Origin of the sequence: Pseudomonas sp. 3-2, from assembly GCF_019710535.1 — a bacterium.
GTDB classification, from domain to species: domain Bacteria; phylum Pseudomonadota; class Gammaproteobacteria; order Pseudomonadales; family Pseudomonadaceae; genus Aquipseudomonas; species Aquipseudomonas pharyngis.
This window is the reverse complement of sequence record NZ_CP081200.1, coordinates 1,235,284-1,260,776: the sequence shown is the minus strand read 5'-3', so window position 1 is coordinate 1,260,776 and position 25,493 is coordinate 1,235,284. Positions and strand designations below refer to the sequence as shown.

Sequence of the window (25,493 nt, the reverse complement as noted above, 5' to 3'; positions counted from 1 at the left end):
CTCATCCCTTGAAGAATTGATTGGCCTTGGCGTACGGCATCGAACGGGAGGTGAAGGTGAACGTGCCGGACTGCTGGATTTCTTCAGCCGCGCGGAAAAACTCACCCAATGCCGCCAGTGCCAGCGCCGAGCCGGTGCTGATCCGCTTCACGCCCATTTCTTCCAGCTCCTGCACGGTCAGTTTCAAGCCGCCGGACATCAACACATTGACCGGTTTCGGCGCCACTGCGCGCACTACCGCGAGGACTTCTTCGGCGGTGCGCAGGCCCGGCGCGTACAACACGTCGGCGCCGGCTTCGGCAAAGGCCTGCAAGCGGCGGATGGTGTCGTTGAGATCGGGATTGCCGTGCAGGTAGTTTTCCGCACGGGCCGTCAAGGTGAAGGGAAACGGCAAGGTGCGCACGGCAGCGACGGCGGCTTCGATCCTTGCCACCGCGTGTTCGAAACAGTAGATCGGCGAGTCTTCCCGGCCGGTGGCATCTTCGATCGAACCACCCACGGCGCCCGCCTCGGCTGCGCGGATCAGACTTTGTGCCGATTCGGCCGGGGCGTCGGCGAAGCCGTTTTCCAGATCCACTGCCACCGGCAAATCCGTGGCCGCGACAATCTCCCGGACATTGGCCAGCGTATCGTCAAGACTCAGGCCACCATCGGGCTTGCCTTGGGAAAACGCATAACCGGCGCTGGTGGTCGCCAGCGCCTGATAGCCGAGACTGACGAGCATCTTCGCGGAACCGGCATCCCACGGATTGGGAATCACGAAAATCCCGGGGCGTTCGTGCAGGGCTTTGAAGGTTTCGGCTTTACGGGCTTGTTGTTGACGGGCTTGGGCGTCCATCGGCAGGCTCCTGGGCAGGAAAGAAATCCGCCTCAGAGCAGGCCAAGTTGCTCAGCGGCGGGTTCTCTGTATAGCTCAGGCAAAGGTCGCAGGCCAGGCAAACGTTGCATCAGTTGTGCGTGAAAACGTTGCGCCAGCTTCGCCGCAAGAATGTTGTCGGCGGTGTGCAGGAAGATGTACGGCGTGCGGCCCTCTTCGATCCACTCGGCGATTTTCGCCACCCACGGCACCAGGAACGGGTCGTTGGCCTCAAGCTCCGGATGGCCGATGAAGCGCACCTGCGGGAATTGAGTGAACGCTGCCGGCCGTGTCGGCACGCGGGGCTTTTTTGATTGGGCGTGGATCACTGACGATTCGGTGGACAGGCAACTGAACAGCGCGCGCGGATCGAGACAGATGCGCTCCACGCCGCGATCCAGCAGCAGCCGGTTCAGCAGTCGCTCACTCTCGCCCTTGGCGAAGAACTGTTCGTGGCGCACTTCCACTGCCAGCGGACAATCCAGCGCATCGATGAACGCGGCGAGCTCCGGCAAGCGGTGCGGGGTGAAGCTTTTCGACAGTTGCAGCCACATTGGCGAGACGCGCTCACCGAGCGGCTTGAGCAACTGGAGGAAGGTTTCGGCGGCAGTCAGTTGATCGCGCAAATCGCCGCTGTGGCTGATGTCACCGGGAAACTTGGCAGTGAAGCGAAAGTGCTCCGGCATCACCTCGGCCCAGCGCTGCACGGTGGCCGGCGACGGGCTGGCGTAGAAGGTCGTGTTGCCTTCCACGGCATTGAACACTTGCGAATAGAGTCCGAGGAAATCGGAGGTCCTGGCGTCTACCGGATACAGATACTCGCGCCAGGCGTTTTCGCTCCAGGACGGGCAACCGAGGTAGTAAGGCAAATCCATCAGATGTACAGATCGAGGCCCAGCACGTCTGCATCCCAATCGACAAAACCGGCGGTGCTCAGGTAGCTGGCCAGGGCCATGGCCACGCTTTTCTTCATCGCGCGGTGATAAATCATGTCTTGTTGACGGGCGGGCAGATTGCTCAGGCGTTGCGCGGTGGCTTTGGCGGCACGGGCAGCCAGTTGCTCTTCGGTCGGGAATTCCAGCTCGCCGTCGATATCGTCGACGGACTCATCCAGCGCCGGATTGCCTTTGCGAGGCTTGCGCTTGATGGGGTAGGAATGAGTGGAAACGCCGTCTATACGCATAAAGTCATGCTCGGTATCGATGATGGCAATTTAGCGGCACCTGACCGACTTAGCAAATCGCCGAGTGATAACTAGAACACATAAAAGGCAAAAGGTTTAAAGCGCGGGGTTAGAAACGGACGATTGGTGTTTGCCGATGAGCGCATCGCGAGCAGGCTCGCTCCCACATGATTTGCGACACTCATGTGGGAGCGAGCCTGCTCGCGATTGGGAAAACTTGATTTCGAGGATCAACGAGCCTTGGGGGTGGCCACTTTGTCGCGCAGGTAAACCGGCTGGGCGTCGTCTGCCGGAATCGCTTCACCGCGCTCCCAGGCAAATCGCGCCAGGGTCAGCAGGTCTTCGGCATGGGGCAGCATGCCAGCGTCGAACCCGCTCAGGTTTACAGCGATGCGTTCGCCATAACCCCAACCAGTGCCAGCACCGAACCAGTCACCCGAAGCATCGTCCGGCAATGCGGCGACTTCCGGCGGCAACACCGCCTCGGCGCCCACCAGACGCATCTCCCCGGCCGTCTCGCGGTAGCAGCCCCAATACACCTCATCCATCCGCGCATCGATGGCGGCCGCGACCTGGCTCACGCCGTGCTCGCGATAAGCCCGTTGCGCCAGCACGGCCAGGTTCGACACCGGCAACACCGGGCGATCCAGCGCAAAGGCCAGACCTTGCACCACGCCAATGGCAATCCGCACACCGGTGAATGCGCCCGGGCCACGGCCGAAGGCGATGGCGTCCACCGCTTGCAGGGTGGTGCCGGCGTCGGCCAGCAGTTGCTGGATCATCGGCAGCAGTTTCTGCGCGTGCAGGCGCGGGATCACCTCGTAATGGCTCGTGACCTTGCCGTCATGCAGCAAGGCAACGGAGCAAGCTTCAGTCGCGGTGTCCAGGGCCAGCAAGGTGCTCATCGATGTGTCCGTAAATCAGGTGGGGAAAAAGTGCGTCAGTATAAACAACTACGGCCCGCAAGCGGGCCGTGGATGATGCAGCGGATCAGGTTTTTCAGCTCAGTGCTTCAAGCACTTTGGCGGTGATCGCTTCAACCGAACCGACGCCAGGGATATGGCTGTACTTCGGCTTGCCACCGTTCTTGGCGGACAGGTTCTGGTAGAACTCCACCAGCGGCTTGGTCTGCGAGTGGTAGACCGACAGGCGATGACGCACGGTTTCTTCGGTGTCGTCCTTGCGCTGTACCAGCTCTTCGCCGGTGATGTCGTCTTTGCCGGCCAGTTTCGGCGGGTTGTAGACGATGTGGTAAACGCGGCCGCTGGCCTCGTGAACGCGACGACCGGCGATACGCTGAACGATTTCTTCGTCTTCAACGGCGATTTCGACCACGGCGTCCAGCTCGACACCGGCAGTCACCAGCGCTTCAGCCTGAGGAATGGTGCGCGGGAAGCCATCGAACAGGAAACCCTTGGCACAATCGGCTTGAGCGATACGGTCCTTGACCAGCGCGATGATCAGGTCATCCGACACCAGGCCGCCGGCATCCATGATGCTCTTGGCCTTGATGCCCAGCTCGGTGCCGGCCTTGACCGCAGCACGCAGCATGTCGCCGGTGGAGATTTGCGGAATGCCGAATTTCTCGGTGATGAACTTAGCCTGAGTACCTTTACCGGCCCCGGGAGCTCCCAGCAGAATGACGCGCATCGATGTGCTCCTCAATTTTTTATATAAAAAACAACGGATTCGCCTCGTGGGGCCAATCTCATAAAACGGGTCGTGGCCGCCCAAACGGCCAAAGGCTGATCAAGATACACAGCAGGCTGCGCCCACACAAGACGCCAAAAGTCGGAGAAACCGGCGCCCGCCGCGACCTTGCGACGCGGTTCCCCAAGTCGCAACCCCATCATTAACTGTCGCCTGACCGCATTTTTCCTACAGTCAATAAACGGCACCCGAGGTTCGCCCCGGGTGCCCCGCCCCACGCAGAAAACCTTAGCCGGTATTTCGCAAACCGGCGGCAATCCCCGCCACAGACACCAGTAACGCCTGTTCCACCGGGCTGCCCTGCTCGACATTCTGCTGCCGCGAACGCGCCAGCAACTCGGCCTGCAATAGATGCAGCGGGTCGAGGTAGGTGTTGCGCAGACGGATGAATTCCAGGGTGTCTGGGCTATGTGCCAGTAGCTGCGACTGACCGGTCAGGCCGAGGACAACGGAACAGGCCTGCGACAATAGGTCGCGTAAGTGCGCACCCAACGGCAGCAACTCCGGCTCCACCAGACGCTCGTCGTAGGACAGCGCGATATCGGCGTCGGCCTTGGCCAGCACCATTTCCAGCATGTCGATGCGGGTGCGGAAGAACGGCCACTGCTCGCGCATCTGCCCCAGCAACTCGCCTTCGCCGCGCTCCAGCGCATTGTTCAGTGCGGTTTCCCAGCCGAGCCAGGCCGGCAGCATCAGGCGCGTCTGGGTCCAACCGAAGATCCACGGAATCGCCCGCAGGCTTTCGATGCCACCAGCACGGCGCTTGGCCGGACGGCTGCCCAGCGGCAAGCGGCCCAACTCCTGCTCCGGTGTGGACTGGCGGAAATACTCGACGAATTGCGGGTTCTCCCGCACCACCGCACGGTAAGCAGCGACGCCGTCGGCGGCCAGTTCGTCCATCAGATGCCGCCATTCAGGGGTTGGTGGCGGCGGAGGCAACAGGGTCGCTTCGAGCACCGCCGCCAGATACAGATTGAGGTTTTGCTCGGCGATGTCCGGCAGGCCGAATTTGAATCGAATCATTTCCCCCTGCTCGGTGGTGCGGAAACGTCCGGCCACCGACCCCGGCGGCTGCGACAGAATCGCCGCGTGCGCCGGACCGCCACCCCGGCCCACGGTGCCACCGCGACCGTGGAACAGCAGCAGTTCGACTTGTTGCTCACGGCAGATTTCCACCAGCCGCTCCTGCGCCCGGTACTGCGCCCAGGCCGCGGCGGTAGTGCCGGCGTCCTTGGCCGAGTCGGAATAGCCGATCATCACTTCCTGCGGGCCTTGCAGGCGCGCGCGGTAACCCGGCAGCAGCAACAGGCGTTCGATCACCGGGCCGGCGTTGTCGAGGTCGGCGAGGGTTTCGAACAGCGGCACCACGCGCATCGGCCGCAGTACGCCGGATTCCTTGAGCAGCAACTGCACCGCGAGCACATCGGAAGCGGCACCGGCCATGGAGATCACGTAGGAGCCCAGCGAAGCGCCCGGCGCGGCGGCGATTTCCTTGCAGGTGGCGAGCACTTCGGCGGTGTCGGCCGACGGTTTGAAATGCGCCGGCAGCAACGGCCGACGGTTTTGCAGTTCGCGGGTCAGGAAGCTGATGCGCTGTTCTTCGTCCCACTCCTCGTATTTGCCGAGGCCGAGGTAATCGGTGATTTCGCTCATGGCCGCGCTATGGCGGGACGAGTCCTGACGCACATCGAGTCGCACCAGGAACAGACCGAAGGTCACGGCCCGGCGCAGGCAATCGAGCAACGGCCCGTCGGCGATCACGCCCATGCCGCATTCGTGCAGCGAGTTGAAACACAGCTCCAGCGGATCGAGCAGGTCGCGGTTGTTGTGCAGCACATCGGCCGGTGCCGGGGTGGTTGCGGTCAGCGATGCATGGGCCCAGTTACGTGTGGCGCGCAGCCGTTCACGCAATTGTTTGAGCACTGCCCGATACGGCTCGGCACTGTCCCCGGCCCGGGCCTTGAGCGCTTCGCTGGCCTGCTGCATCGACAGTTCGGCGGCCAGGTGATCGACGTCACGCAGGTAGAGATCCGCCGCCATCCAGCGTGCCAGCAACAGCACTTCGCGGGTCACGGCAGCGGTCACGTTCGGGTTGCCGTCACGGTCGCCGCCCATCCACGAAGCGAAGCGGATCGGCGCAGCTTCCAGCGGCAAGCGCAAACCGGTAGCGGCGAACAGCGCCTGATCGGCCTTGCGCATATGGTGGGGAATCGCCTGCCACAGCGAATGTTCGATCACCGCAAACCCCCACTTGGCTTCGTCCACCGGGGTCGGTCGGGTGCGGCGGATTTCTTCGGTGTGCCAGGCTTCGGCGATCAGGCGTTGCAGGGTGTTGTGGATCTGCTCGCGTTCGGTCGTGGTCAAGTCACGATGATCTTGGGCTGCCAGTTGCGCGGCAATCGCGTCGTACTTCTGGATCAGCGTGCGCCGGGCCACTTCGGTCGGGTGCGCGGTGAGCACCAGTTCGATTTCCAGCCGCGCCAGTTGCCGGGCCAGGGATTCGGCGCTGTGCCCTTCGTTGCGCAGGCGGGCGAGCAGTTCCGGCAGCACGCGGGACTCGAACGGCGCGGCCTGGGTCTCTTCCCGGCGATGAATGAGCTGGTACTGCTCGGCGATGTTCGCCAAGTTGAGAAACTGGTTGAACGCGCGCGCCACTGGCAGCAGTTCGTCTTCGCTCAATTGATTGAGGCTGGCGCTGAGTTCGGCGTCCATCGAGCCGCGCCGGTCGGCCTTGGCGCCCTTGCGAATCTGCTCGATCTTGTCGAGAAACGCCTCGCCGTACTGGTCACGAATGGTGTTGCCCAACAGCTCACCGAGCAGGTGAACGTCTTCGCGCAAGCGTGCATCAATATCGGTCATCAGCATCTCTCCAGCAGTAATCGGTGACGGATCGCAAGTGAGTGGATGAACAGAGAGTGCCGCTCCGGGACGCTTCTTACAAGCAGACGACGAAGGGACTTTAAACCTTGAGGGTTGCAGCTAGTCTCAACAGTAAGCCGCACAACGGCTTGCCGCCGGCAGACGCCGGACACTCACCAAGACCTGCCATGAGCAGGTGCGACATGAGGTTTTTATGAAAATCCGTGAACTCGCCCAGCATTGGGAAGAAACCGCCAAGGGTCGCCTGACCGATACCGGCTACACGATTCATCTGGACGTGGAAGCCGCCGCACGGCTGGCGGCGATTGCCGAGATGTACCCCAAACGCCATGCCGAAGAACTGCTCGGCGAGCTGATCGGCGCCGCCCTCGAGGAGTTCGAAGCGAGCCTGCCGTATGTGAAAGGCTCGACCGTGGTCGCCACCGACGAAGAAGGCGATCCGCTGTATGAGGATGTCGGCCCGACCCCGCGTTTTCTCGCGTTGTCGCGGCGTCATCTGCATGACTTGTCGGCTGCTGCCGGGAAGCAGAAACACTGATTCCTGACCCTTCAGAACGGTGGGAATGGTTTGCCCTCGATGGCGTCAGTTCAGCAGCACATGTGCTGTATTTGATGGCCTCATCGCTGGCAAGCCAGCTCCCACAGGGACTGTGTCCCCCCTCCGCTTTTGCGCCGTTTCTCGCCCGCGCGTACCTCTGCCCACCGCCAAAGTTCCCGGTTTAGAGCCCTGTCCGATCGGTCAAAGTTTTTTTTGGCGATGGGCCATCTTTTCTGAACTTTTGAAAAATGCCTTCGGTCGGAACAGGTAACCACGCCTGGAACGAGCGTTTCAAAACGCGCTGACACATGACGGTTGTCACTCCTCGACCAGGATGGATTTCGAAGCTTCCAAGGAGTTAACCAATGGAGTTGAAGACCATGAAGACCCAAACCTCGTTCTCCCACCTGCGCGGTCTGAAACTGGCTGCTCTGGCCATCGGCACCAGCTTCGTGCTGGCCGGTTGTGCCGGCAATCCACCGACCGAGCAATACGCCGTCACTCAATCGGCAGTCAACAGCGCGATCAGCGCTGGCGGTACCGAGTTCGCCGCTGTGGAGATGAAGCAAGCTCAGGACAAGCTGAAGCAAGCCGAAATCGCCATGCACGACAAGAAGTATGACGAAGCCCGTCGCTTGTCCGAGCAGGCCGAGTGGGATGCCCGCGTTGCCGAACGCAAGGCTCAGGCAGCCAAGGCCGAACTGGCTGTGAAGGACTCCCAGAAAGGTGTTCAGGAACTGCGTCAGGAAAGTCAGCGCCCAGTGCAGTAAGCGCGCATCCCGACCGCAAGGCTGAAACTCTTATCGATATAAAGGACGAACGATTATGCGTAAACAACTGATGATCCCCGCTCTCCTGGCTGCAAGCGTTGCCCTGGCTGCCTGCTCCACGCCGCCCAACCCGAACCTGGAACAGGCACGCACCAACTACGCCGGCCTGCAGGCCAACCCGCAGGCAAGCAAGGTCGCAGCGCTGGAAACCAAGGACGCCAGCGACTATCTGGACAAGGCCGACAAGGCTTATCTGGATAAAGAAGACGCCGCCAAGGTCGATCAACTGGCTTATCTGACCAACCAGCGCGTAGAAGTGGCCAAGCAGACCATCGCTCTGCGCACCGCTGAAAACAACCTGAAGAACGCCGCCGCCCAACGTGCCCAGGCCCGTCTGGATGCCCGCGATCAGCAGATCAAACAGCTGCAGGACAGTCTCAACGCCAAGCAGACCGACCGCGGCACGCTGGTGACTTTCGGTGATGTGCTGTTCGCCACCAACAAGGCCGACCTGAAATCCAGCGGTCTGGTGAACATCAACAAACTGGCGCAGTTCCTCCAGGAAAACCCTGATCGCAAAGTGATCGTCGAGGGCTACACCGACAGCACCGGTACCGCGAGCTACAACCAGTCGCTGTCCGAGCGTCGCGCGACTTCGGTGCAGGTTGCGCTGATCAAGATGGGTGTAGACCCTTCGCGTATCGTCGTACAGGGTTATGGCAAGGAATACCCAGTGGCGGATAACACCTCGGTCTCGGGCCGTGCGATGAACCGTCGCGTGGAAGTGACCATTTCCAACGACAACCAGCCAGTGATGCCGCGTTCGGCCGTGAGCTCGACCGCGCACTGATTCGCTGAGCGGTAAATGAAAAGCCCCGCCTGATTTGATCAGGCGGGGCTTTTTTGTCCGTCGCAGATTTACTCTTCGAGCTTCTGCGGCGTCTCTTGGCCCATGCAGCGCACAGCCTTTTTCTGACTGTTGACCAGCACCCCGGTCAGGCCTTTCTGTTCGGTGTCGAACAGCACCAGCACGCCATCGATGCATTGCGCCACTTGCGGCGCCGGGGTCAGGGAGACCTTGTAGTCTTCGCCGGGAACGGTCTTGAGCATGGTGAAGTCGTTGAGCAGCAACGCATCCTCAGGTTTGGCGAAGTGCAGGTAGCCGTAGTACCACAGGGCGCCGACGGTGCCGAGGATGCTGCAGATGCCGGTGATGATCAGCGGGATGGCGTTACGTTCTTCACTCATTGCGGACTCTCTGGTGGTTCGTCTTCAGAATTCGGGGGTGTTGGATAATTCGGGATCTCGCCGAGGCGGCGCAGGCCGTTGAAGTGTTCGGGATCGTCGAGGTAGCGCAGCATCACCTGACGCCAGACCGGGTCGCCGAAGGTCTGCACATGCCCGCCCCGAGTCAGCTGCAGCACACGCGGTGGCGGCGCAGCTTGATACAGACGGATGCCGTTGGAAAGGGGCACCAGCGGATCGTCGAGGCTGTGGAAGATCAGTTTCGGCACGCCGTTGAGCTGCGGCATGGCGTTGATCGCACTGTCGCTGTCCGGCACCAGCCATGACAGCGGCACCTGAAACGGCCAGGTCAGCCATGAGGTGCTGAGGGCGTATTGGCCGACGCTGCGGTAACTGGCGGGCACGCCGTCGAGTACCAGGGCCTTGAGCTGTTTTTGCCTTTCCGGATGTTGCACCAGCCAGTGCACGGCCATTGCCCCGCCGAGACTCTGGCCCAGCAGCACCAGCGGTTTGCCTTTGACCTCCGGCGCCTTGTCCAGCCAGGCGAAGGCGGCATCAATGTCCTGATAGATCGCCGGCAGGCTCGGTTCGCCCTCGGACAAACCGTAACCGCGATAGTCCACCAGTAGCACTTGATAGCCGTTCTTCGGCAACCACCAGCTCCCGCCCAGGTGCATCGGCAAATTGCCGCCGTTGCCGTGCAGGTGCAGCACCGTGCCCTTGACCTCAACCCCGGGTTTGGCCGGCAGCCACCAGGCATTCAGCTTGAGGCCGTCGGCGGTGGTCAGGGTGACGGTGCGGTATTCGAGCTTGGCCTTTTCTGGCGTGAAAAGCTGACCCGGTTCGGGGTAGAACAGCAAGGAACTGCAACCGCCGAGGGTCAGGAGCAGGCAAAGGATGCCGAGGATTCTCATCCGGTGAAACCTCGCAAAATTTCGGGTTGGAACACAGATCAAACCTGTGGGAGCGAGCCTGCTCGCGATGGCGGCGTGTCAGGCAACTTCACTTTTGAACGTTGACCGCCATCGCTAGCAGGCTAGCTCCCACAAGGGATATTGGTTGGTTACAGGATGTTGGAGTAATCCGCCTCGATCCGGTCCAGGCTCAAGTGATTGAGGAAGTTGGAGAAGCACATCCACGCCGACAACGCATTCATGTCGCGGAACTGGTCCGGCAGGTACTTCGGCGGCACCACCAATCCTTCGTCCACCAGCTGACGCAGGGTTCGCATGTCTTCCAACGTGGTCTTGCCACAGAACAACAGCGGGATCTGCTCGAGCTTGCCCTTGCGCACGGCCAACTGAATGTAGTTGTAAACCATGATGAAGCCCTTGAGGTAGGACAAGTCTTTGGTAAATGGCAGACCGGTCGGCGTCGAACCACGGAAAACCCGACTGGCGTTGCCGTAGCTTTCCGCCATCTCGAAGCCCTGCTCGCGGAAGAACTCGAAAATCTGCAGGAAGTCCGCGCCCTCCTCGACCATGTGAATGGCGCGGGTGCGGTTGGTCAGTTTGCGCAGACGGCTCGGGTAGGAGGCGAAGGTGATGATTTCCATCAGGATCGCCAGGCCTTCCTGAGTCACCGTCGACGAGGGCGGGCCCTTGGACAGGAAGGTGCAGATCGGCTGGTTCAAACCGTTAAGCGTGGTGCCGACGTGCACCAGGCCTTCGTGGACTTCCAGCGCCCGCACGTCGCGGTCGTTGAACATCGCGTCGGTGCGGATCTTGATGTAGTCGGCACCCGCCGCCGCGTCGGCGACGATGCCGTCGGACTCGAACACGCGGATGGTTTCCTCGGCCTCGCCGAACACCTTGTTCAGGCGGGTTTGCAACAGGTGCACGGCGTCCTTGGCGGTGAGGATCTTCGGTTCGTCCTTCAGGTCACCACGGCCGTCGATGTTGTTCAGATAGTCCGACATCATCAGGCCGAGGTCGGCGAGGGTCGGGTCACCGGCGTGGAACGCATCGGACGCGGCGCCGTACAGTTCCTGGGAAATCAGGCCGAAATCCTCGGTGCCGCGCGCTTCGAGCATGCGCACCACCATCCGGTATTCCTTGCACATGCGGCGCATGATCTGGCCGACCGGGTTGAACTGGCCGAGCTGGCGGGTGATGTCCCGCTCGATGTTCTGGAATTCCAGCTTGACCTTGCTCGAATCGAAGGACAGCGGCCGGTTGAGGTAGTAGTCGCGATCCACCGCCGGCAATTCCTTGCCCTTGGCCTTGAGGAACCCCTTGCGGATGTTCTCGTCCCACTTGACCGCGTCGAGCACGCGGATCGGCGTCTGCGCCAGCACTATGCGATCGGACAGAATGCGTATCGTCTGCTGGTAATCGTCCACCCGAAACTCCTGTAGAAAACGTGACGAACTGAATTATTTGGCTTTGGCTTGATGCTGATAGCGCGCCGCTTCGACGAAGACATCGGAATTGGCCGGGTCGTCGAGGTAAGCAAAGACCTTTTCAAGCGGGCTGTCGACCTGCACGCCTTCGCCGTCATCGGTCTGGAAGCCCTGGCCGTCGAGGGTCTTCTGGGCGATGGCCTGGTTGATCTGTTCGAGGTCGAGGTTGTAGATCACCAGCTCGCGCTTGTCGGTGATCTCGAAACCGGCAATGGTGAAGTGCCCGCCGTATTGCGCCGGCACCTTCGCCGACAGGTACCAGCGGTTGCCATGGCGCGACACCGTGAACGGATAGGCTTCACGCTCCCGGGGTTTGGCTTTGAAATACGCAACCGCCTGATAGCGGTCGTTGCCCAGGCGCGTCAGCTCCAGATTCATCGGCTCGCCCCAGGCATTGGTGCTCGACCATTGGCCGAGCAGGCCCTTGGGCGCCGGTTCACTGGCGGGCAGCGGCTCCTTGAAGGTCACCAGACATCCGCTGAGCAGCAGGAACGACAAGGCGATCAGCACGCCACGCCAGGCTTTCATTCGACACTCCCTAGAACCTGAAACACCTTCCCCTGTGGGAGCGGGCGTGCTCGCGAATACGGTTTCACATTCAACACTTCAGTTGACTGACCCACCGTATTCGCGAGCAAGCCCGCTCCCACAAGGGACCTCCATCGGCTATCAGACCGACGCGAGTACCAGGTGCATATAGCGCGTCAGAATGCCGAGCATGTCCTCTTCGGCCAAAGGCTCGGCGTCGTTGAGCAGGCCCTGATATTCCATCCGTCCGATAATCGCCGTCAACACCTTGGCATCCTGCTGCGGCTCGCGGGAGCCCAATACCTGGAACAACTGGCAGGTGCCCTGCAACAGAATCTGCTGATGGGAACGCACCAGTTCCGCCAGACGCGGGTTGAGCAGCGCTTCTTGGCGGAACGCCTGCTCGGCCATCAAATGCTCGCGACGGTTGACCAGTTGCCGATGCACGTAATCAGCCATCAACCGTGCGATATCGTCGGCCAGTTGCGAACGCGACTCCGGGCTGCCGTCGCCGCTGACCACCATTTCGCGCAGCAGGCCTTCGTTGTTGATCCACAGCTTGGCCATGTAGGCCGCGCTGCGCTCGACGTACTGGGCGAAGGTATCGGTGAGCAGGTCATCAATGTCCTTGAAGTAATACGTGGTGGCCGACAATGGCACACCGGCCTCGGCCGCCACCGCCCGGTGACGCACGGCCCGCACACCGTCGCGCACGACAATGCGCATCGCCGCATCGAGAATGTCCTGTCGACGCTGTTCACTGCCCTGCCGGCTGGCCTTGCGGCCTTGGTACTGAACACTTTCAGCGACCGCAGTGGCGATTCCCGCTGCACCCTCTTGAGCCATTGCACCGATCACGACAGGCATACCTCTGTTGTTTTCTTCAAAATTAACCATTTGATACGTTTGTACCAGACAGGCAATAAAAAGCCGCCCATTTCAGGCGGCTTTTTTATTGAAACACTTACGCTTGCGGCCGCATGTGCGGGAACAGGATCACGTCGCGGATCGACGGGGAGTTGGTCAGCAGCATCACCAGACGGTCGATGCCGATACCTTCACCGGCCGTCGGCGGCATGCCGTACTCCAGCGCGCGAACGAAGTCGGCGTCGTAGTGCATGGCTTCGTCGTCGCCGGCGTCCTTGTCGGCCACCTGCGCCATGAAACGCTCGGCCTGGTCTTCCGCGTCGTTCAACTCGGAGTAGGCGTTGGCGATTTCACGGCCGCCGATGAACAGCTCGAAGCGGTCTGTGACGTTCGGGTTGTCATCGTTGCGACGGGCCAGCGGCGACACTTCGAACGGGTACTGGGTAATGAAGTGCGGCTGTTCCAGCTTGTGCTCGACCAGCTCTTCGAAAATCATCACCTGCAGCTTGCCCAGACCTTCGAAGCCCAGCACCTTGGCGCCGGCCTTCTTGGCGATGGCGCGAGCCTTGTCGATGTCGTTCAGGTCATCGGCGGTCAGCTCTGGGTTGTACTTGAGGATCGAGTCGAACACCGACAGGCGCACGAACGGCTCGCCGAAGTGGAACACCTTGTCGCCGTACGGCACGTCGGTGCTGCCCAGAACCAGCTGCGCCAGCTCGCGGAACAGTTCTTCGGTCAGGTCCATGTTGTCTTCGTAGTCGGCGTAAGCCTGGTAGAACTCCAACATGGTGAATTCTGGGTTGTGACGAGTCGAAACGCCTTCGTTACGGAAGTTGCGGTTGATCTCGAACACTTTTTCGAAGCCGCCAACCACCAGGCGCTTGAGGTACAGCTCCGGTGCGATACGCAGGAACATTTCCATGTCCAGCGCGTTGTGGTGGGTTTCGAACGGCTTGGCCGCGGCGCCGCCAGGAATGGTCTGCAGCATCGGCGTTTCGACTTCGAGGAAGTCGCGCTTCATCAGGAAGCTGCGGATATGCGCGATCACTTGCGAACGGACGCGGAAGGTCTGACGCACGTCTTCGTTGACGATCAGGTCAACGTAGCGCTGACGGTAGCGCTGTTCGGTGTCAGTCAGGCCGTGGTGCTTGTCCGGCAGCGGGCGCAGGGATTTGGTCAGCAGGCGCACGCTGGTCATCTCGACGTACAGGTCGCCCTTGCCGGAGCGGGCCAGGGTGCCTTCGGCGGCGATGATGTCGCCCATGTCCCAGGTTTTCACCGCGGCCAGGGTTTCTTCGGACAGGGTCTTGCGGTTGACGTAGACCTGGATGCGACCGGTCATGTCCTGGATCACCATGAACGAGCCACGGTTGAGCATGATGCGACCTGCAACCTTGACCGGGATCGCAGCCTCTGCCAGCTCTTCCTTGGTCTTGTCCGCGTACTGTTTCTGCAGTGCTTCGCAGTAGTTTTCGCGGCGGAAGTCGTTCGGGAAGGCATTGCCCTTGGCGCGCTCGGCAGCAAGCTTTTCCTTGCGCAGAGCGATCAGGGAGTTTTCTTCCTGTTGCAGGGCTTGCGGATCGAGTTGTAGGTCGCTCATGTCTTTAAATTTTCCATCACAGGTTCGTTGCCCCCGCCGGCGACGGGGGACTTGAGGTCGGTTGAAAGCTTACAGCCCCGATTTCAGGCTGGCTTCCAGGTATTCGTCGATGTCGCCGTCGAGTACCTTGTCGCAGTCGCTGCGTTCGATGTTGGTGCGCAGATCCTTGATCCGCGACGCATCGAGCACGTACGAACGGATCTGGTGCCCCCAGCCGATATCCGACTTGGTGTCTTCCAGCGCCTGGGACGCCGCGTTGCGCTTCTGCATTTCCTGCTCGTACAACTTGGCCCGCAGCATTTTCATGGCGGTGTCCTTGTTGGCGTGCTGGGAACGTTCGTTCTGGCAGCTCACCACGGTGTTGGTCGGTACGTGGGTGATACGTACGGCCGAGTCGGTGGTGTTTACGTGCTGACCACCGGCACCGGAGGAACGATAGGTGTCGATCCGCAGGTCTGCCGGGTTGATTTCGATTTCCACCTTGTCATCGATCTCTGGCGAGACGAACACTGCGGAGAACGAGGTGTGGCGACGGTTGCCGGAGTCGAACGGGCTCTTACGCACCAGACGGTGCACGCCGATCTCGGTACGCAGCCAGCCAAAGGCGTATTCGCCCTTGATGTGCACGGTCGCACCTTTGATCCCGGCGACTTCACCGGCCGACAGCTCCATGATGGTCGCGTCGAAACCGCGCTTGTCGGCCCAGCGCAGGTACATGCGCAGCAGGATGTTGGCCCAGTCCTGGGCTTCGGTGCCGCCGGAACCGGCCTGGATGTCCAGGTAGGCGTTGTTCGGGTCCATCTCGTGGCTGAACATACGGCGGAATTCGAGCTTGGACAGCGACTCCTCGAGACCTTGAAGGACTTCGACGACGTCGTTGACCGCGCCCTCGTCGTTCTCTTCAACGGCCATGTCCAGCAGCTCGCGGCAATCGGCCAGGCCACCGTTCAGTTCGTCGAGGGTATCGACGATCTGCGCCAGCGCAGCGCGCTCGCGGCCCAGTTCCTGGGCGTATTCAGGTTTGTTCCAGACGGCAGGATCTTCAAGCTCGCGATTGACTTCGATCAGACGCTCATGCTTTTGATCGTAGTCAAAGATACCCCCGAATAGTTTCGGAGCGCTCGGACAGGTCCTTGATGGTGTTCAGGATCGGGTTGATTTCCATGACGGGCAGCACTCGTTGGCGAACTTTTGAAAGCCGGCGAGTATAACGTAATCAAGCTGTCACGGCAGCCCGTCCGGCGGCTGTTAAGGCGATTCACTTGACAGGGCCTGACACAGATCCCCTGTGGGAGCAGGCTTGCTCGCGAAGGCGGAGTATCAGTCGACATCATTGCTGAACGACCCACCGCATTCGCGAGCAAGCCCGCTCCCACAAGGGAATCGCGTACCTATTCGATGCCGACCTGATTGCGCCCGTTGTTCTTGGCCAGGTACAAACCGCGATCCGCCGCCGAGATCAGCAACCGGCAGTCGCTGCCCGACTCCGGCACCATGGTCGCCAGACCGATGCTGATGGTCAGGCTCGACCCTTCGGCCGGCGCATTGTGCGGAATCTTCAGCGCCGCGACCGTCTGGCGCAGCTTTTCCGCCACCAGTCGCGCCCCGCCCGGCGAGGTGTTGGGCAGCACCAGCGCAAATTCTTCGCCGCCATAACGCGCCGGCAGATCGGACGGCCGGGCACTGGCCTCGCGGATGGCCGTGGCGACCTTGCGCAAGGCTTCGTCGCCTTCGACGTGGCCGAAGGTGTCGTTGTAGGACTTGAAGTAATCGACGTCGATCATCAGCAACGACAACTGGCTCTGGTCGCGCAACGAGCGGCGCCATTCCAGTTCCAGGTATTCGTCGAAGTGCCGGCGGTTCGACAGCCCGGTCAGGCCGTCGGAGTTCATCAGCCGTTGCAGGACGAGGTTGGTGTCGAGCAATTGCTGCTGGCTGACCCGCAACGCGCGGTAGGCCGCGTCCCGTTGCAGCAACGTCATGTAGGACCGCGAGTGATAGCGGATCCGCGCCACCAGTTCGATGTTGTCCGGCAGTTTCACCAGGTAATCGTTGGCCCCGGCGGAGAACGCCGCGCTTTTGATCAGCGGGTCTTCCTTGGTCGACAGGACGATGATCGGAATGTCTTTGGTCGCCGGGTGATTGCGGTATTCGCGCACCAGGCTCAGACCGTCGAGGCCCGGCATCACCAGATCCTGCAGGATCACGGTCGGCTTGATCCGCACCGCATGGGCCACGGCAAGATGCGGGTCGGAGCAGAAGTGGAAGTCGATGTTCTCTTCATTCGACAGCCCACGGCGCACGGCTTCGCCGATCATCGCCTGATCGTCCACCAACAACACCATGGCGGCGTTCTCGTCGGTTTTGATGTCATCGATCTGTAAGTCATTCATGGGCGGTCACCTGAGTGCTGCGGGGGCCAGGATTGCCGATGGACGTATTCATTTGGGGAATATCTCCAGCAATCGTGGCGCTATCTTTTCCAGTGGACGGATTTCTACGGCCGCGTCGATGGCCGCTGCGGCCTTGGGCATGCCGTACACCGCACTGCTTTGCTGATCCTGCGCGATGGTCAGGTAACCCTGTTGGCGCATGAGCTTAAGCCCTTGCGCCCCGTCGCGTCCCATCCCTGTCAATAAAACCCCTACTGCGTCACCGTTCCAGTAATTGGCGACGCTTTCGAAAAACACGTCGATCGAGGGGCGGTAGATCTCGTTGACCGGCTCGGCGGTGTAGGCCAGCGTGCCGTTCTTGAGCAAACGAATATGGTGATTGGTGCCGGCCAGCAGCACCGCGCCGGCCTGCGGCGGTTCGCCTTCGCGAGCCAGACGCACGTCCAGGCCGCTGGCGCTGGCCAGCCATTCGGCCATGCCGGCGGCGAACACCTGGTCGACATGCTGCACCAGCACGATGGCCGCCGAAAAGTGGCGCGGCAGGCCCTTGAGCAAGACTTCCAGCGCCGCCGGGCCACCGGCCGAAGAGCCGATCGCCACCAGTCGCTGGCGCGAGGCGGTACTGCGCGGTGTCGCAGGTGCCGGGCGCGAGCGGGCGGTTTTCTCGCCGATCAGCCAGCCGATATTGAGGATTTTGCGCAGCAGCGGCGCCGCCGCTTCCTGAGGATTGCCACCGCCGATGGCCGGGGTGTCGACCACGTCCAGCGCGCCATGGCCCATGGCCTCGAACACCCGGTGCACGTTCTGCTGGCGGTCCACGGTGACGATGACGATCGCGCACGGGCTCTCGGCCATGATCCGCCGGGTGGCCTCGACGCCATCCATCACCGGCATGATCAGGTCCATCAGGATCAGGTCCGGGGTGTTTTCCGCGCACAGACGCACCGCTTCGGCGCCGTTGTTGGCGACCCACAGCACCTGATGCGCCGGCTCGAAGGCCAGCGCGCGACGCAGGGCCTCCACTGCCAAAGGCATGTCGTTGACGATTGCGATCTTCATGCCCGCGCTCCTCCGATGAGCTCAACCACTGCGTCGAGCAGGGCGTCGTCATGAAAACTGGCCTTGGCCAGATAATAGTCGGCCCCGGCGTCCAGTCCACGGCGGCGGTCTTCCTCGCGATCCTTGTAGGACACCACCATCACCGGCAGCGATTGCAGACGGTTGTCGCGGCGCAGCAGCGAGACCAGCTCGATGCCGTCCATGCGCGGCATGTCGATGTCGGTGATCAGCAGATCGAAATCCTCGGAGCGCAGGGCGTTCCAGCCGTCCATGCCGTCCACCGCAACGGCGACATAGTAACCGCGATTGAGCAGCAGCTTGCGTTGCAGTTCGCGCACGGTCAGCGAGTCGTCGACCACCAGAATCCGCTTGCGCGCGGCTTCTGCCGCCTGATGGCCGTGGCGGGCAATGCGCTCCAGACGCCCGGTGTTGAGCAGTTTGTCCACCGACCGCAGCATGTCTTCGACATCGACGATCAGCACCACCGAGCCATCGTCGAGCAAGGCCCCGGCGGAAATGTCCTGCACCTTGCCCAGCCGCTCGTCCAGCGGCAGCACCACCAGCGTGCGCTCGCCAATGAAGCGCTCGACCGCCACGCCGTAGATCGCATCGCGCTCGCGGATGACCACGACTTTCAGCGTATCGCCGCTGTTCTGACTGGCCGGACGTTGCAATAACTGACTGGCCGCGACGAGCCCGACATGTCGGCCCTCGTGCCAGAAATGCTGGCGCCCTTCGACCTGCACGATGTCCTCCGGCGCCAGGTCGCACATGCGCTCGATGTGCGCCAGCGGGAAAGCGTAGGCCTCGTCGCCGACTTCCACCACCAGGCTGCGCACCACCGACAGGGTCAGCGGCACCTCTAGATGGAAACGGCTGCCCTCGCCCGCCGTCTGCTCCAGCACCACCGCGCCGCGCAACTGGCGGACCATGTGCTGCACGGCATCGAGGCCGACGCCGCGACCGGAGACCTCGGTGACCTTGTCGCGCAGGCTGAAACCCGGCAGAAACAGGAAGGTCAGCAGTTCTTCTTCGCTCAACTGGGCGGCGGTTTCGGCCGGCGACAACTGACGTTCGACGATGCTGCGCCGGACCTTTTCCAGATCCACGCCGTTGCCGTCATCGCTCAGTTCCAGTACCAGCAAACCGGCCTGATGCGAGGCGCGCAGACGGATCAGGCCTTCCTCCGACTTGCCCTTGAGCAGGCGTTCCTGTGGGGTTTCGATGCCGTGATCGACCGCGTTGCGCAGCAGGTGCGTCAGCGGGGCTTCGAGTTTCTCCAGCACATCGCGGTCGACCTGGGTCTTCTCGCCCTCGATCTCCAGCCGTACCTGCTTGCCGAGGCTGCGGCCGAGGTCGCGCACCATCCGCACCTGCCCGGACAGCACATCGGCGAACGGCCGCATGCGGCAGGCCAGTGCGGTGTCGTAAAGCACTTGCGCGCGCTGGCTGGCCTGCCAGGCAAACTCGTCGAGTTCGGCGTTTTTTTCTGCCAGCAGTTGCTGGGATTCGGCGAGCAAACGCCGCGCATCCTCCAGCGCTTCCTGAGCTTCAAGGCTCAGGGCATGTTCCTTGAGGTGCACATTGAGACTCTCCAGTGCCCGCAGACCGTTGCTCTGCATGCGCTTGAGGCGCTGCATCGTGGCCAGGTGCGGCTTGAGACGCTGGGTTTCCACCAGGGATTTGCTCGACAGATCGAGCAGGCTGTTCAGACGTTCGGCGGTGACCCGCAGCACCCGCTCGCCACCTTCGGTGGCGCGTTTGCTCTTGCGCGGCGCGGGTTCCGGTTCGGCAACCTCGACCGGGATTTCAACCGGCGCAGGCTCCGCCACCGACGGTGGCTGAAGCTGCAACTCGGCCATCAGCGGCGCACTCGCAGCGGCGGGCACTAGTGGCGGCGCCGCCGGATCGAGCAATCCGCCCATCAACGCCACATAAGCCTCGATGTCCGCCGGTTGGGGGGCGTTGGCCGGGGTGGCAATGCGCATCAGCAAGTCGGTGCCCTGCAACAGCGCGTCGATATGTTCCGGGCGCAGGAACAATCGGCCTTCCTGGGCACTGACCAGACAATCTTCCATCACGTGGGCGACGCTGACGCCGCTGTCGATGCCGACGATCCGCGCCGCGCCTTTCAAGGAGTGCGCCGCACGCATGCACGACTCGAGCTGATCGGCCTGGGTCGGGTTGCGCTCCAGCGCCAGCAGCCCGGCGCTGAGCACCTGGGTCTGGGCTTCGGCTTCGAGGCTGAACAGCTCAAGCAAGGAGGCGTCGCGCATTTGCTCGGGGGTCATGTGAGGCTCCGGGACACGGCGGACAGCAACTGTTCTTCATCCAGCCAACGCAGGCTGCGACCTTTGAAAGGCAACACGCCTCGGGTGTATTTGGCGCTGGCCTGTGCGCCGGACCGCGACGCGGCGTCGAGGATTCGCTCGTCGATGGCGTGAATCCCGTCGACTTCGTCCACCGGCACCACCACCGGCCCGCCCTGGGCCGAGATGATCAGCATGCGCGGCATGATCCGCGCGCCGGTCGCCGGGGCCGCGTTGCTGTCGAGGTCCAGCAGTTCAACCAGCGACAGGCACGCCACCAGCGCACCGCGCACGTTCGCCACGCCGAGCAAGGCCCGGGAGCGCTGGTGCGGCAGCGAGTGAATCGCCTGCAACGGCGCGACCTCCACCAGACTGCGGGTGGCCAGGCCGAGCCATTCTTCGCCGAGGCGGAACATCAGCAGCGAACGGGTCTTCAGCTCGGTTTCGACCTGGGTCGCCACCGGATCGCGCTCGTCCTGCTGCAACGCATAGCGGTCGAGCAGGCGCGTGGCGGCAGCGGAATACACCGAGCAATTGCGGCAATGGATGTGCTCATCCAGCAGCGGACAGGACTTGTCGCCGTGGATGCCGATGCGATTCCAGCAATCGTCGATAGCCCGGGCGTCTTCGTGGGTGACGTTCAAGGTGTCGGACGGGATCATCGTTTACGCTCACTGTCGGCGGTGCGGTCGCTGCGGGCGGCGCGCTCCTGCAATCGTCTGGCGCCGGCCGTGTCGCCCTGGGCCTGCAGCAAGGCGGCCAGGTGCATCAGGGCTTCGGGGTGTTGCGGCTCGAGGTACAACGCTTTGCGGTAAAAGCCCTGGGCTTCGAAGGCGCTGCCGGCGACATCGCTGAGCAGGCCGAGCCAGTAAAACACCTGGGCCACCGGCTCATGGCTGCGCAAATACTGCTCGCACGCGGCCCGGGCTTCGGCGCTTTTGCCTTCGTTGGCCAGGGCGGCGATGTTGGCCAGCAAGGTCGCCGCTTCGGAGTTGGTGCTTTTAGCCGTCGCCGGCAAAGGCGTCACGCCAGCAAACGGACGGTTACGCACCGGCGGCGGTGGCGTGCTGCGCAGCGGCTGGCGCACAGGCAACGGCAGCGCAATCGCGGTCGGCATCGGCAACGGTTCGGGCTGCGGTTCGCTGTGACGGCTGAAGGCGAAGGACTGTGGAATCCCGATCGAACACATGCCCAACCGCCCAAGCAGACTGCCCTCGGCCGGGCCGATAAACAGCACGCCATCGACATGGGTCAGGCGCTTGAGCACGGCGAACACCTGCTGCTGGGTCGGCTGATCGAAATAGATCAGCAGATTGCGGCAGAACACGAAATCGAACGGCGGCTCGTTGACCAGCAATGACGGATCGAGCACGTTGCCGACCTGCAGGCGCACCTGTTCGCGGACGATTTCATTTACCCGAAAGCCCTCGTTCTCGGCGAAAAAATGCCGCTCGCGAAAGTCCAGTTCCTGGCCGCGAAACGAGTTTTTGCCGTACAGCGCCCGCCGCGCCTTGTCCACTGACAAGGGGCTGACGTCCATGCCATCGACCTTGAACTGATGGGGCTTGAGGCCGGCATCGAGCAACGCCATGGCAATCGAATAGGGTTCTTCGCCCGTGGAACACGGCAGGCTGAGGATGCGCAGCGCGCGCATATTGTTCAATTCGCCCAGGCGTTTGCGCGCCAGTTTGCCCAGCGTGGCGAAGGATTCCGGGTAACGGAAAAACCAGGTCTCGGGGACGATCACCGCTTCGATCAGCGCCTGCTGTTCATCCCGCGAGCCTTGCAGGGTCTGCCAGTACTCATCGGCATTCACCGTTTGCGACAGGGTGATGCGCTGGCGCACGGCCCGTTCGATGATCGCCGGCCCGACCGAAGCGACGTCGAGGCCGATGCGTTCCTTGAGGAAATCGAAGAAGCGCTGGTCGCTGCTCATGGCTGCTCCTCAAGCCGCGCCGGATCCAGCGGCGGTGTCGGGAACAGCAACGTGCGCACCGACTCGTCCAGCAAGTCGTTGACCCGCACCCACTGCACCAGCCCCTGCGCATCCTCACGCACCGGGCCCAGGTACGGCGCCTGACGATTGTCGAGGCCGTACGGCTGGAAATCAGCCGGGTTGCAGCGCAGGGTATCGGTGGCCTGTTCGAGGATCAGGCCCAGCCATTGCGAGGGTTGCGAGTCATCCACGCGGTAATGCACCAGCACCAGTCGCGTGCTGGTACGCGCTTGCGCAGGATGGCCGAAGGTCAGGGCACTGAGGTCGATCACCGGCACCACTGTGCCACGGTAGGCGAACACCCCCGCCACCCAGTGCGGCGCCCGGGCAATCGGCTTCAACGGCAGGCGCGGCAGCACTTCGGCCACTTCCATGGCACGCAAGGCGTAGCGTTCGCTGCCGATGCGAAACAGCAGGAACAACGCCTGCTTCGCCACCGGCGCAGCGCTGCGTTTGGCGGTGATTTCGCTCATCAGACTTTGAATCGCGAAACGCCGCTGCGCAGGCCCACGGCCACCTGGCTCAGTTCGTCGATGGCGAAACTGGCCTGACGCAACGATTCGACGGTCTGGCTGCTGGCATCACCCAGCTGCACCAGCGCGTGGTTGATCTGCTCGGCGCCGGTGGCCTGGGCCTGCATGCCTTCGTTGACCATCAACACCCGCGGCGCCAGCGCCTGCACCTGATGGATGATCTGCGACAGCTGCTCGCCGACCTGCTGCACTTCGGCCATGCCGCGCCGCACTTCCTCGGAGAACTTGTCCATGCCCATCACCCCGGCGGACACCGCCGACTGGATCTCGCGGACCATCTGTTCGATGTCATACGTGGCGACGGCGGTCTGATCCGCCAGACGCCGCACTTCGGTGGCGACCACGGCGAAACCGCGACCGTATTCACCGGCCTTTTCCGCTTCGATCGCGGCGTTCAGGGACAGCAGGTTGGTCTGGTCGGCGACCTTGACGATGGTCACCACCACCTGATTGATGTTGCCGGCCTTCTCGTTGAGGATCGCCAGTTTGGCGTTCACCAGATCCGCCGCGCCCATCACCGAGTGCATGGTGTCTTCCATCCGCGCCAGGCCTTGTTGCCCGGAACCGGCCAGCACCGAGGCCTGATCGGCGGCAGTGGAGACTTCAGTCATGGTGCGTACAAGGTCGCGAGAGGTTGCCGCGATTTCGCGGGATGTCGCGCCAATTTCAGTGGTGGTCGCAGCGGTTTCGGTGGCGGTCGCCTGTTGCTGCTTGGAAGTGGCGGCGATCTCGGTCACCGATGTGGTGACCTGTACCGACGAGCGCTGGGCCTGGGACACCAGCGAGGTGAGCTCGGTCATCATGTCGTTGAAGCCGGTTTCCACGGCACCGAACTCGTCCTTGCGGTCGAGGTTCAAGCGGCTGCTCAGATCGCCGGTGCGCATGATGTCGAGGATCTGCACGATGCGGTTCATCGGTGCCATGATCGCGCGCATCAGCAGCAGACCGCAGAAACCGGCGGCCAGCACGGCCACCAGCAGTGAGACGAACATGCTGACCTTGGCCGCCGCCACGGCCTCATCAATGTTGGCCATGGCCTTGTCGGCGACTTTCTTGTTCTCGCCAATGATGTCGTTGAGCTTCATCCGGCCCGAGTACCAGGTCGGAGTCAATTGCTCGTGGAACAGCTTGACGGCGTCGGCTTCCAGATTGCGCTTGTGCAAATCGAGCACCGCATCCTGAATTTTCAGGTAGGCATCGTGATATTTCTCGAACGCCGCGAATTCGAGCTTGTCCTCGTCCGTGACCACCGTGCCACGATAATTGGCCATTTGTTCCTGAAGCCGAGATTCGAAAGCCTTGTAATCGGCCGCATCTTCACTGCTGATGCCCTGCCCTTCCTTGAGCCCCAGCAGTTCCTGTGTTTGCAGATAACTGTCGACCCACGCGCCACGAATCATCGAGCTGTAATAGACGCCGGGAATCGCGTCGTCACGGACGCTGTTTTCACTGGCTTCGATTTTCAGCAGCCGCGAATACGAGACGACCACCATCAACAGCATGATGGCGATAATCACCGCAAAGCTCGCCAAAATGCGTTGGCGCAACGTCCAGTTCTTCACAGTCAGTCCTCGGGGCGGGTCGAAATGCGGGGGAGTATAGCTGAGGGCGGTGTTTCATTTATAAGACGGTTTGCCGCGCTCTGGCCTTCCGGCATTAAACGGGGTGGGCTCTGGACAGGGACTTTCAAGGAATCGGAGGGTGGCGTGCCAGTGACGCAATGGCAAAAAGGGGCGATGGATTGGTCATTTCAGTTTTAGATGATCCGAAGAGGCAGTAGCCATGTGCCATGGTGCGCAACTTCTTGCGCACTTGATTCGCGAAATCGCCGCCTTATTTCGCTACAGCCCCCGGTTACCGTCGCCTGTAGCCGAGTGCGCAACTTCTTGCGCAGTACTGCGCAAGAAGTTGCGCACTTTTGCTTTCATCGCTGTTCAAAAAACGCTCAAACACGCGAGCCAGAGCGGTCAAGTCCCCGGCTCCCGGGGACGCACCAAAAGCTGGCACGCTCCTTGATAACAGTCAGGCACCCACCGGGCGATTTCGCCTCCCGGGCACCCTAACTTTATCCGCAAGGAGCACCTCCCATGGCAACACCAGCGTACATGTCGGTTACCGGCGAAAAACAAGGCCTGATCACTGCCGGCGCCTTCACCGCCGACTCCGTTGGCAACACCTACCAGGAAGGCCACGAAGACCAGGTTATGGTTCAGGCTTTCAGCCACGACGTGATCATCCCGCGTGACCCGCAATCCGGTCAGCCAACCGGTCAGCGCGTTCACAAGCCAGTGATCATCACCAAAGTCTACGACAAGGCTTCGCCACTGCTGCAAGCCGCTCTGACCTCCGGCGAGCGCATGAGCGAAATCGTTATCCAGTGGTACCGCACTTCGGCTCAAGGTACCCAAGAGCACTACTACACCACCAAACTGGAAGACGCGATCATCGTCGCCATCAACAACAAGATGCACAACTGCCAGGATCCATCGAACGCCCACTTCACCCACCTGGAAGAAGTGCAGTTCACCTACCGCAAAATCACCTGGACCCACGAAGTATCCGGTACTTCGGGTTCCGATGACTGGCGTGCTCCAGTCGTTTAATTACGGCTGATCGTTACAAGCA

At 61.9% G+C, this 25,493-nt stretch carries 24 protein-coding genes; 4 read left to right on the top strand and 20 right to left on the bottom strand.

Translation table 11 applies throughout. The features are described 5' to 3' along the window. Position 1: 1 nt before the first annotated feature. The 6 genes from K3819_RS05560 to ppc form a co-directional block, all read right to left on the bottom strand. On the bottom strand, positions 2-838 hold the full coding sequence (locus K3819_RS05560; RefSeq protein WP_221398793.1) for an oxaloacetate decarboxylase: 837 nt from the start codon (positions 836-838) through the stop codon (positions 2-4). A gap of 32 nt (positions 839-870) precedes the next feature. Continuing rightward, positions 871-1,731 (bottom strand): DUF72 domain-containing protein, encoded by an 861-nt coding sequence (locus tag K3819_RS05555; RefSeq protein WP_221398792.1) that lies wholly within the window; start codon positions 1,729-1,731, stop codon positions 871-873. Beyond that, positions 1,731-2,039 carry a hypothetical protein gene (locus tag K3819_RS05550; RefSeq protein ID WP_007954720.1) on the bottom strand — a complete coding sequence of 103 codons (309 nt, stop codon included), beginning with the start codon at positions 2,037-2,039 and terminating at the stop codon, positions 1,731-1,733. The genes K3819_RS05555 and K3819_RS05550 overlap by 1 nt, the downstream gene beginning before the upstream one ends. A gap of 230 nt (positions 2,040-2,269) precedes the next feature. Then, positions 2,270-2,944 carry a tRNA (adenosine(37)-N6)-threonylcarbamoyltransferase complex dimerization subunit type 1 TsaB gene (gene tsaB, locus K3819_RS05545; RefSeq protein WP_085612270.1) on the bottom strand — a complete coding sequence of 225 codons (675 nt, stop codon included), beginning with the start codon at positions 2,942-2,944 and terminating at the stop codon, positions 2,270-2,272. Positions 2,945-3,038: 94 nt separating this feature from the next. Then, complete coding sequence (gene adk / locus K3819_RS05540) at positions 3,039-3,689, bottom strand: adenylate kinase (RefSeq protein WP_064593717.1); 651 nt, start codon at positions 3,687-3,689, stop codon at positions 3,039-3,041. A 288-nt stretch (positions 3,690-3,977) separates the two neighbouring features. Beyond that, positions 3,978-6,608, bottom strand: coding sequence for a phosphoenolpyruvate carboxylase (ppc, locus tag K3819_RS05535; protein ID WP_221398791.1), 2,631 nt, complete (start codon positions 6,606-6,608; stop codon positions 3,978-3,980). A 214-nt stretch (positions 6,609-6,822) separates the two neighbouring features. Here ppc and K3819_RS05530 point away from each other — a divergent pair, with 214 nt between their 5' ends. The 3 genes from K3819_RS05530 to K3819_RS05520 all read left to right on the top strand — a co-directional run bounded on the left by K3819_RS05530 (position 6,823) and on the right by K3819_RS05520 (position 8,787). Then, a complete protein-coding gene (locus tag K3819_RS05530; RefSeq protein WP_011332654.1) occupies positions 6,823-7,167 on the top strand; it encodes a hypothetical protein in 345 nt (114 codons plus the stop codon). Positions 7,168-7,532: 365 nt separating this feature from the next. Next, a complete protein-coding gene (locus K3819_RS05525) occupies positions 7,533-7,937 on the top strand; it encodes a DUF4398 domain-containing protein (RefSeq protein WP_221398790.1) in 405 nt (134 codons plus the stop codon). A 55-nt stretch (positions 7,938-7,992) separates the two neighbouring features. Then, positions 7,993-8,787, top strand: coding sequence for an OmpA family protein (locus K3819_RS05520; RefSeq protein WP_039769619.1), 795 nt, complete (start codon positions 7,993-7,995; stop codon positions 8,785-8,787). A gap of 68 nt (positions 8,788-8,855) precedes the next feature. Here K3819_RS05520 and K3819_RS05515 read toward each other — a convergent pair whose 3' ends face one another. From K3819_RS05515 to K3819_RS05450, 14 genes are all read right to left on the bottom strand, one after another. Further along, positions 8,856-9,185, bottom strand: a complete 330-nt coding sequence (locus K3819_RS05515; protein WP_011332651.1) for a hypothetical protein — start codon at positions 9,183-9,185, stop codon at positions 8,856-8,858. Continuing rightward, positions 9,182-10,096, bottom strand: a complete 915-nt coding sequence (locus tag K3819_RS05510) for an alpha/beta hydrolase (RefSeq protein ID WP_085612269.1) — start codon at positions 10,094-10,096, stop codon at positions 9,182-9,184. Before K3819_RS05510 ends, K3819_RS05515 begins: the two co-directional genes overlap by 4 nt. A gap of 149 nt (positions 10,097-10,245) precedes the next feature. Then, positions 10,246-11,523, bottom strand: coding sequence for a flavohemoglobin expression-modulating QEGLA motif protein (locus K3819_RS05505; RefSeq protein WP_064593712.1), 1,278 nt, complete (start codon positions 11,521-11,523; stop codon positions 10,246-10,248). Positions 11,524-11,556: 33 nt separating this feature from the next. Further along, the gene (locus K3819_RS05500; RefSeq protein WP_102717180.1) at positions 11,557-12,111 is read right to left on the bottom strand and encodes a hypothetical protein; all 555 of its coding nucleotides are present in this window, start codon (positions 12,109-12,111) and stop codon (positions 11,557-11,559) included. 141 nt (positions 12,112-12,252) lie between these two features. Further along, the gene (locus K3819_RS05495; protein WP_011332647.1) at positions 12,253-12,957 is read right to left on the bottom strand and encodes a TetR/AcrR family transcriptional regulator; all 705 of its coding nucleotides are present in this window, start codon (positions 12,955-12,957) and stop codon (positions 12,253-12,255) included. Between the two features lie 118 nt (positions 12,958-13,075). Next, entirely contained in the window at positions 13,076-14,578 is a 1,503-nt protein-coding gene (gene lysS / locus K3819_RS05490) for a lysine--tRNA ligase (protein WP_102686535.1), read from the bottom strand. Positions 14,579-14,647: 69 nt separating this feature from the next. Then, positions 14,648-15,743 (bottom strand): peptide chain release factor 2 gene (prfB, locus tag K3819_RS05485; protein WP_102621447.1). Its coding sequence is split into 2 segments (ribosomal slippage): positions 14,648-15,670 and positions 15,672-15,743, totalling 1,095 coding nucleotides; the frame shifts between segments, so codons are not numbered across the junction. A 226-nt stretch (positions 15,744-15,969) separates the two neighbouring features. Further along, a complete protein-coding gene (locus K3819_RS05480) occupies positions 15,970-16,971 on the bottom strand; it encodes a PleD family two-component system response regulator (RefSeq protein ID WP_011332645.1) in 1,002 nt (333 codons plus the stop codon). Positions 16,972-17,019: 48 nt separating this feature from the next. Next, positions 17,020-18,030 carry a chemotaxis response regulator protein-glutamate methylesterase gene (locus K3819_RS05475; RefSeq protein ID WP_085612267.1) on the bottom strand — a complete coding sequence of 337 codons (1,011 nt, stop codon included), beginning with the start codon at positions 18,028-18,030 and terminating at the stop codon, positions 17,020-17,022. Next, the gene (locus K3819_RS05470; RefSeq protein WP_221398789.1) at positions 18,027-20,321 is read right to left on the bottom strand and encodes a hybrid sensor histidine kinase/response regulator; all 2,295 of its coding nucleotides are present in this window, start codon (positions 20,319-20,321) and stop codon (positions 18,027-18,029) included. Before K3819_RS05470 ends, K3819_RS05475 begins: the two co-directional genes overlap by 4 nt. Further along, on the bottom strand, positions 20,318-21,001 hold the full coding sequence (locus tag K3819_RS05465) for a chemotaxis protein CheW (RefSeq protein WP_007954679.1): 684 nt from the start codon (positions 20,999-21,001) through the stop codon (positions 20,318-20,320). The genes K3819_RS05470 and K3819_RS05465 overlap by 4 nt, the downstream gene beginning before the upstream one ends. Then, positions 20,998-22,275 (bottom strand): protein-glutamate O-methyltransferase CheR, encoded by a 1,278-nt coding sequence (locus K3819_RS05460; protein ID WP_221398788.1) that lies wholly within the window; start codon positions 22,273-22,275, stop codon positions 20,998-21,000. Before K3819_RS05460 ends, K3819_RS05465 begins: the two co-directional genes overlap by 4 nt. Further along, positions 22,272-22,808 (bottom strand): chemotaxis protein CheW, encoded by a 537-nt coding sequence (locus K3819_RS05455; RefSeq protein ID WP_085647773.1) that lies wholly within the window; start codon positions 22,806-22,808, stop codon positions 22,272-22,274. Before K3819_RS05455 ends, K3819_RS05460 begins: the two co-directional genes overlap by 4 nt. Further along, a complete protein-coding gene (locus K3819_RS05450; RefSeq protein WP_074691247.1) occupies positions 22,808-24,430 on the bottom strand; it encodes a methyl-accepting chemotaxis protein in 1,623 nt (540 codons plus the stop codon). Before K3819_RS05450 ends, K3819_RS05455 begins: the two co-directional genes overlap by 1 nt. A 525-nt stretch (positions 24,431-24,955) precedes the next feature. On the opposite strand from K3819_RS05450, the gene K3819_RS05445 reads away from it, so the two are divergent. Then, a complete protein-coding gene (locus K3819_RS05445; RefSeq protein WP_039767797.1) occupies positions 24,956-25,471 on the top strand; it encodes an Hcp family type VI secretion system effector in 516 nt (171 codons plus the stop codon). Positions 25,472-25,493: the final 22 nt, after the last annotated feature.

Excerpts from the sequence above, each read along its gene's own strand:
- K3819_RS05560 (WP_221398793.1), bottom strand. The coding sequence starts at position 838 with ATGGACGCCCAAGCCCGTCAACAACAAGCCCGTAAAGCCGAAACCTTC.
- K3819_RS05555 (WP_221398792.1), bottom strand. The coding sequence starts at position 1,731 with ATGGATTTGCCTTACTACCTCGGTTGCCCGTCCTGGAGCGAAAACGCC.
- K3819_RS05550 (WP_007954720.1), bottom strand. The coding sequence starts at position 2,039 with ATGCGTATAGACGGCGTTTCCACTCATTCCTACCCCATCAAGCGCAAG.
- tsaB (WP_085612270.1), bottom strand. The coding sequence starts at position 2,944 with ATGAGCACCTTGCTGGCCCTGGACACCGCGACTGAAGCTTGCTCCGTT.
- adk (WP_064593717.1), bottom strand. The coding sequence starts at position 3,689 with ATGCGCGTCATTCTGCTGGGAGCTCCCGGGGCCGGTAAAGGTACTCAG.
- ppc (WP_221398791.1), bottom strand. The coding sequence starts at position 6,608 with ATGACCGATATTGATGCACGCTTGCGCGAAGACGTTCACCTGCTCGGT.
- K3819_RS05530 (WP_011332654.1), top strand. The coding sequence starts at position 6,823 with ATGAAAATCCGTGAACTCGCCCAGCATTGGGAAGAAACCGCCAAGGGT.
- K3819_RS05525 (WP_221398790.1), top strand. The coding sequence starts at position 7,533 with ATGGAGTTGAAGACCATGAAGACCCAAACCTCGTTCTCCCACCTGCGC.
- K3819_RS05520 (WP_039769619.1), top strand. The coding sequence starts at position 7,993 with ATGCGTAAACAACTGATGATCCCCGCTCTCCTGGCTGCAAGCGTTGCC.
- K3819_RS05515 (WP_011332651.1), bottom strand. The coding sequence starts at position 9,185 with ATGAGTGAAGAACGTAACGCCATCCCGCTGATCATCACCGGCATCTGC.
- K3819_RS05510 (WP_085612269.1), bottom strand. The coding sequence starts at position 10,096 with ATGAGAATCCTCGGCATCCTTTGCCTGCTCCTGACCCTCGGCGGTTGC.
- K3819_RS05500 (WP_102717180.1), bottom strand. The coding sequence starts at position 12,111 with ATGAAAGCCTGGCGTGGCGTGCTGATCGCCTTGTCGTTCCTGCTGCTC.
- K3819_RS05495 (WP_011332647.1), bottom strand. The coding sequence starts at position 12,957 with ATGGCTCAAGAGGGTGCAGCGGGAATCGCCACTGCGGTCGCTGAAAGT.
- lysS (WP_102686535.1), bottom strand. The coding sequence starts at position 14,578 with ATGAGCGACCTACAACTCGATCCGCAAGCCCTGCAACAGGAAGAAAAC.
- K3819_RS05480 (WP_011332645.1), bottom strand. The coding sequence starts at position 16,971 with ATGAATGACTTACAGATCGATGACATCAAAACCGACGAGAACGCCGCC.
- K3819_RS05475 (WP_085612267.1), bottom strand. The coding sequence starts at position 18,030 with ATGAAGATCGCAATCGTCAACGACATGCCTTTGGCAGTGGAGGCCCTG.
- K3819_RS05470 (WP_221398789.1), bottom strand. The coding sequence starts at position 20,321 with ATGACCCCCGAGCAAATGCGCGACGCCTCCTTGCTTGAGCTGTTCAGC.
- K3819_RS05465 (WP_007954679.1), bottom strand. The coding sequence starts at position 21,001 with ATGATCCCGTCCGACACCTTGAACGTCACCCACGAAGACGCCCGGGCT.
- K3819_RS05460 (WP_221398788.1), bottom strand. The coding sequence starts at position 22,275 with ATGAGCAGCGACCAGCGCTTCTTCGATTTCCTCAAGGAACGCATCGGC.
- K3819_RS05455 (WP_085647773.1), bottom strand. The coding sequence starts at position 22,808 with ATGAGCGAAATCACCGCCAAACGCAGCGCTGCGCCGGTGGCGAAGCAG.
- K3819_RS05445 (WP_039767797.1), top strand. The coding sequence starts at position 24,956 with ATGGCAACACCAGCGTACATGTCGGTTACCGGCGAAAAACAAGGCCTG.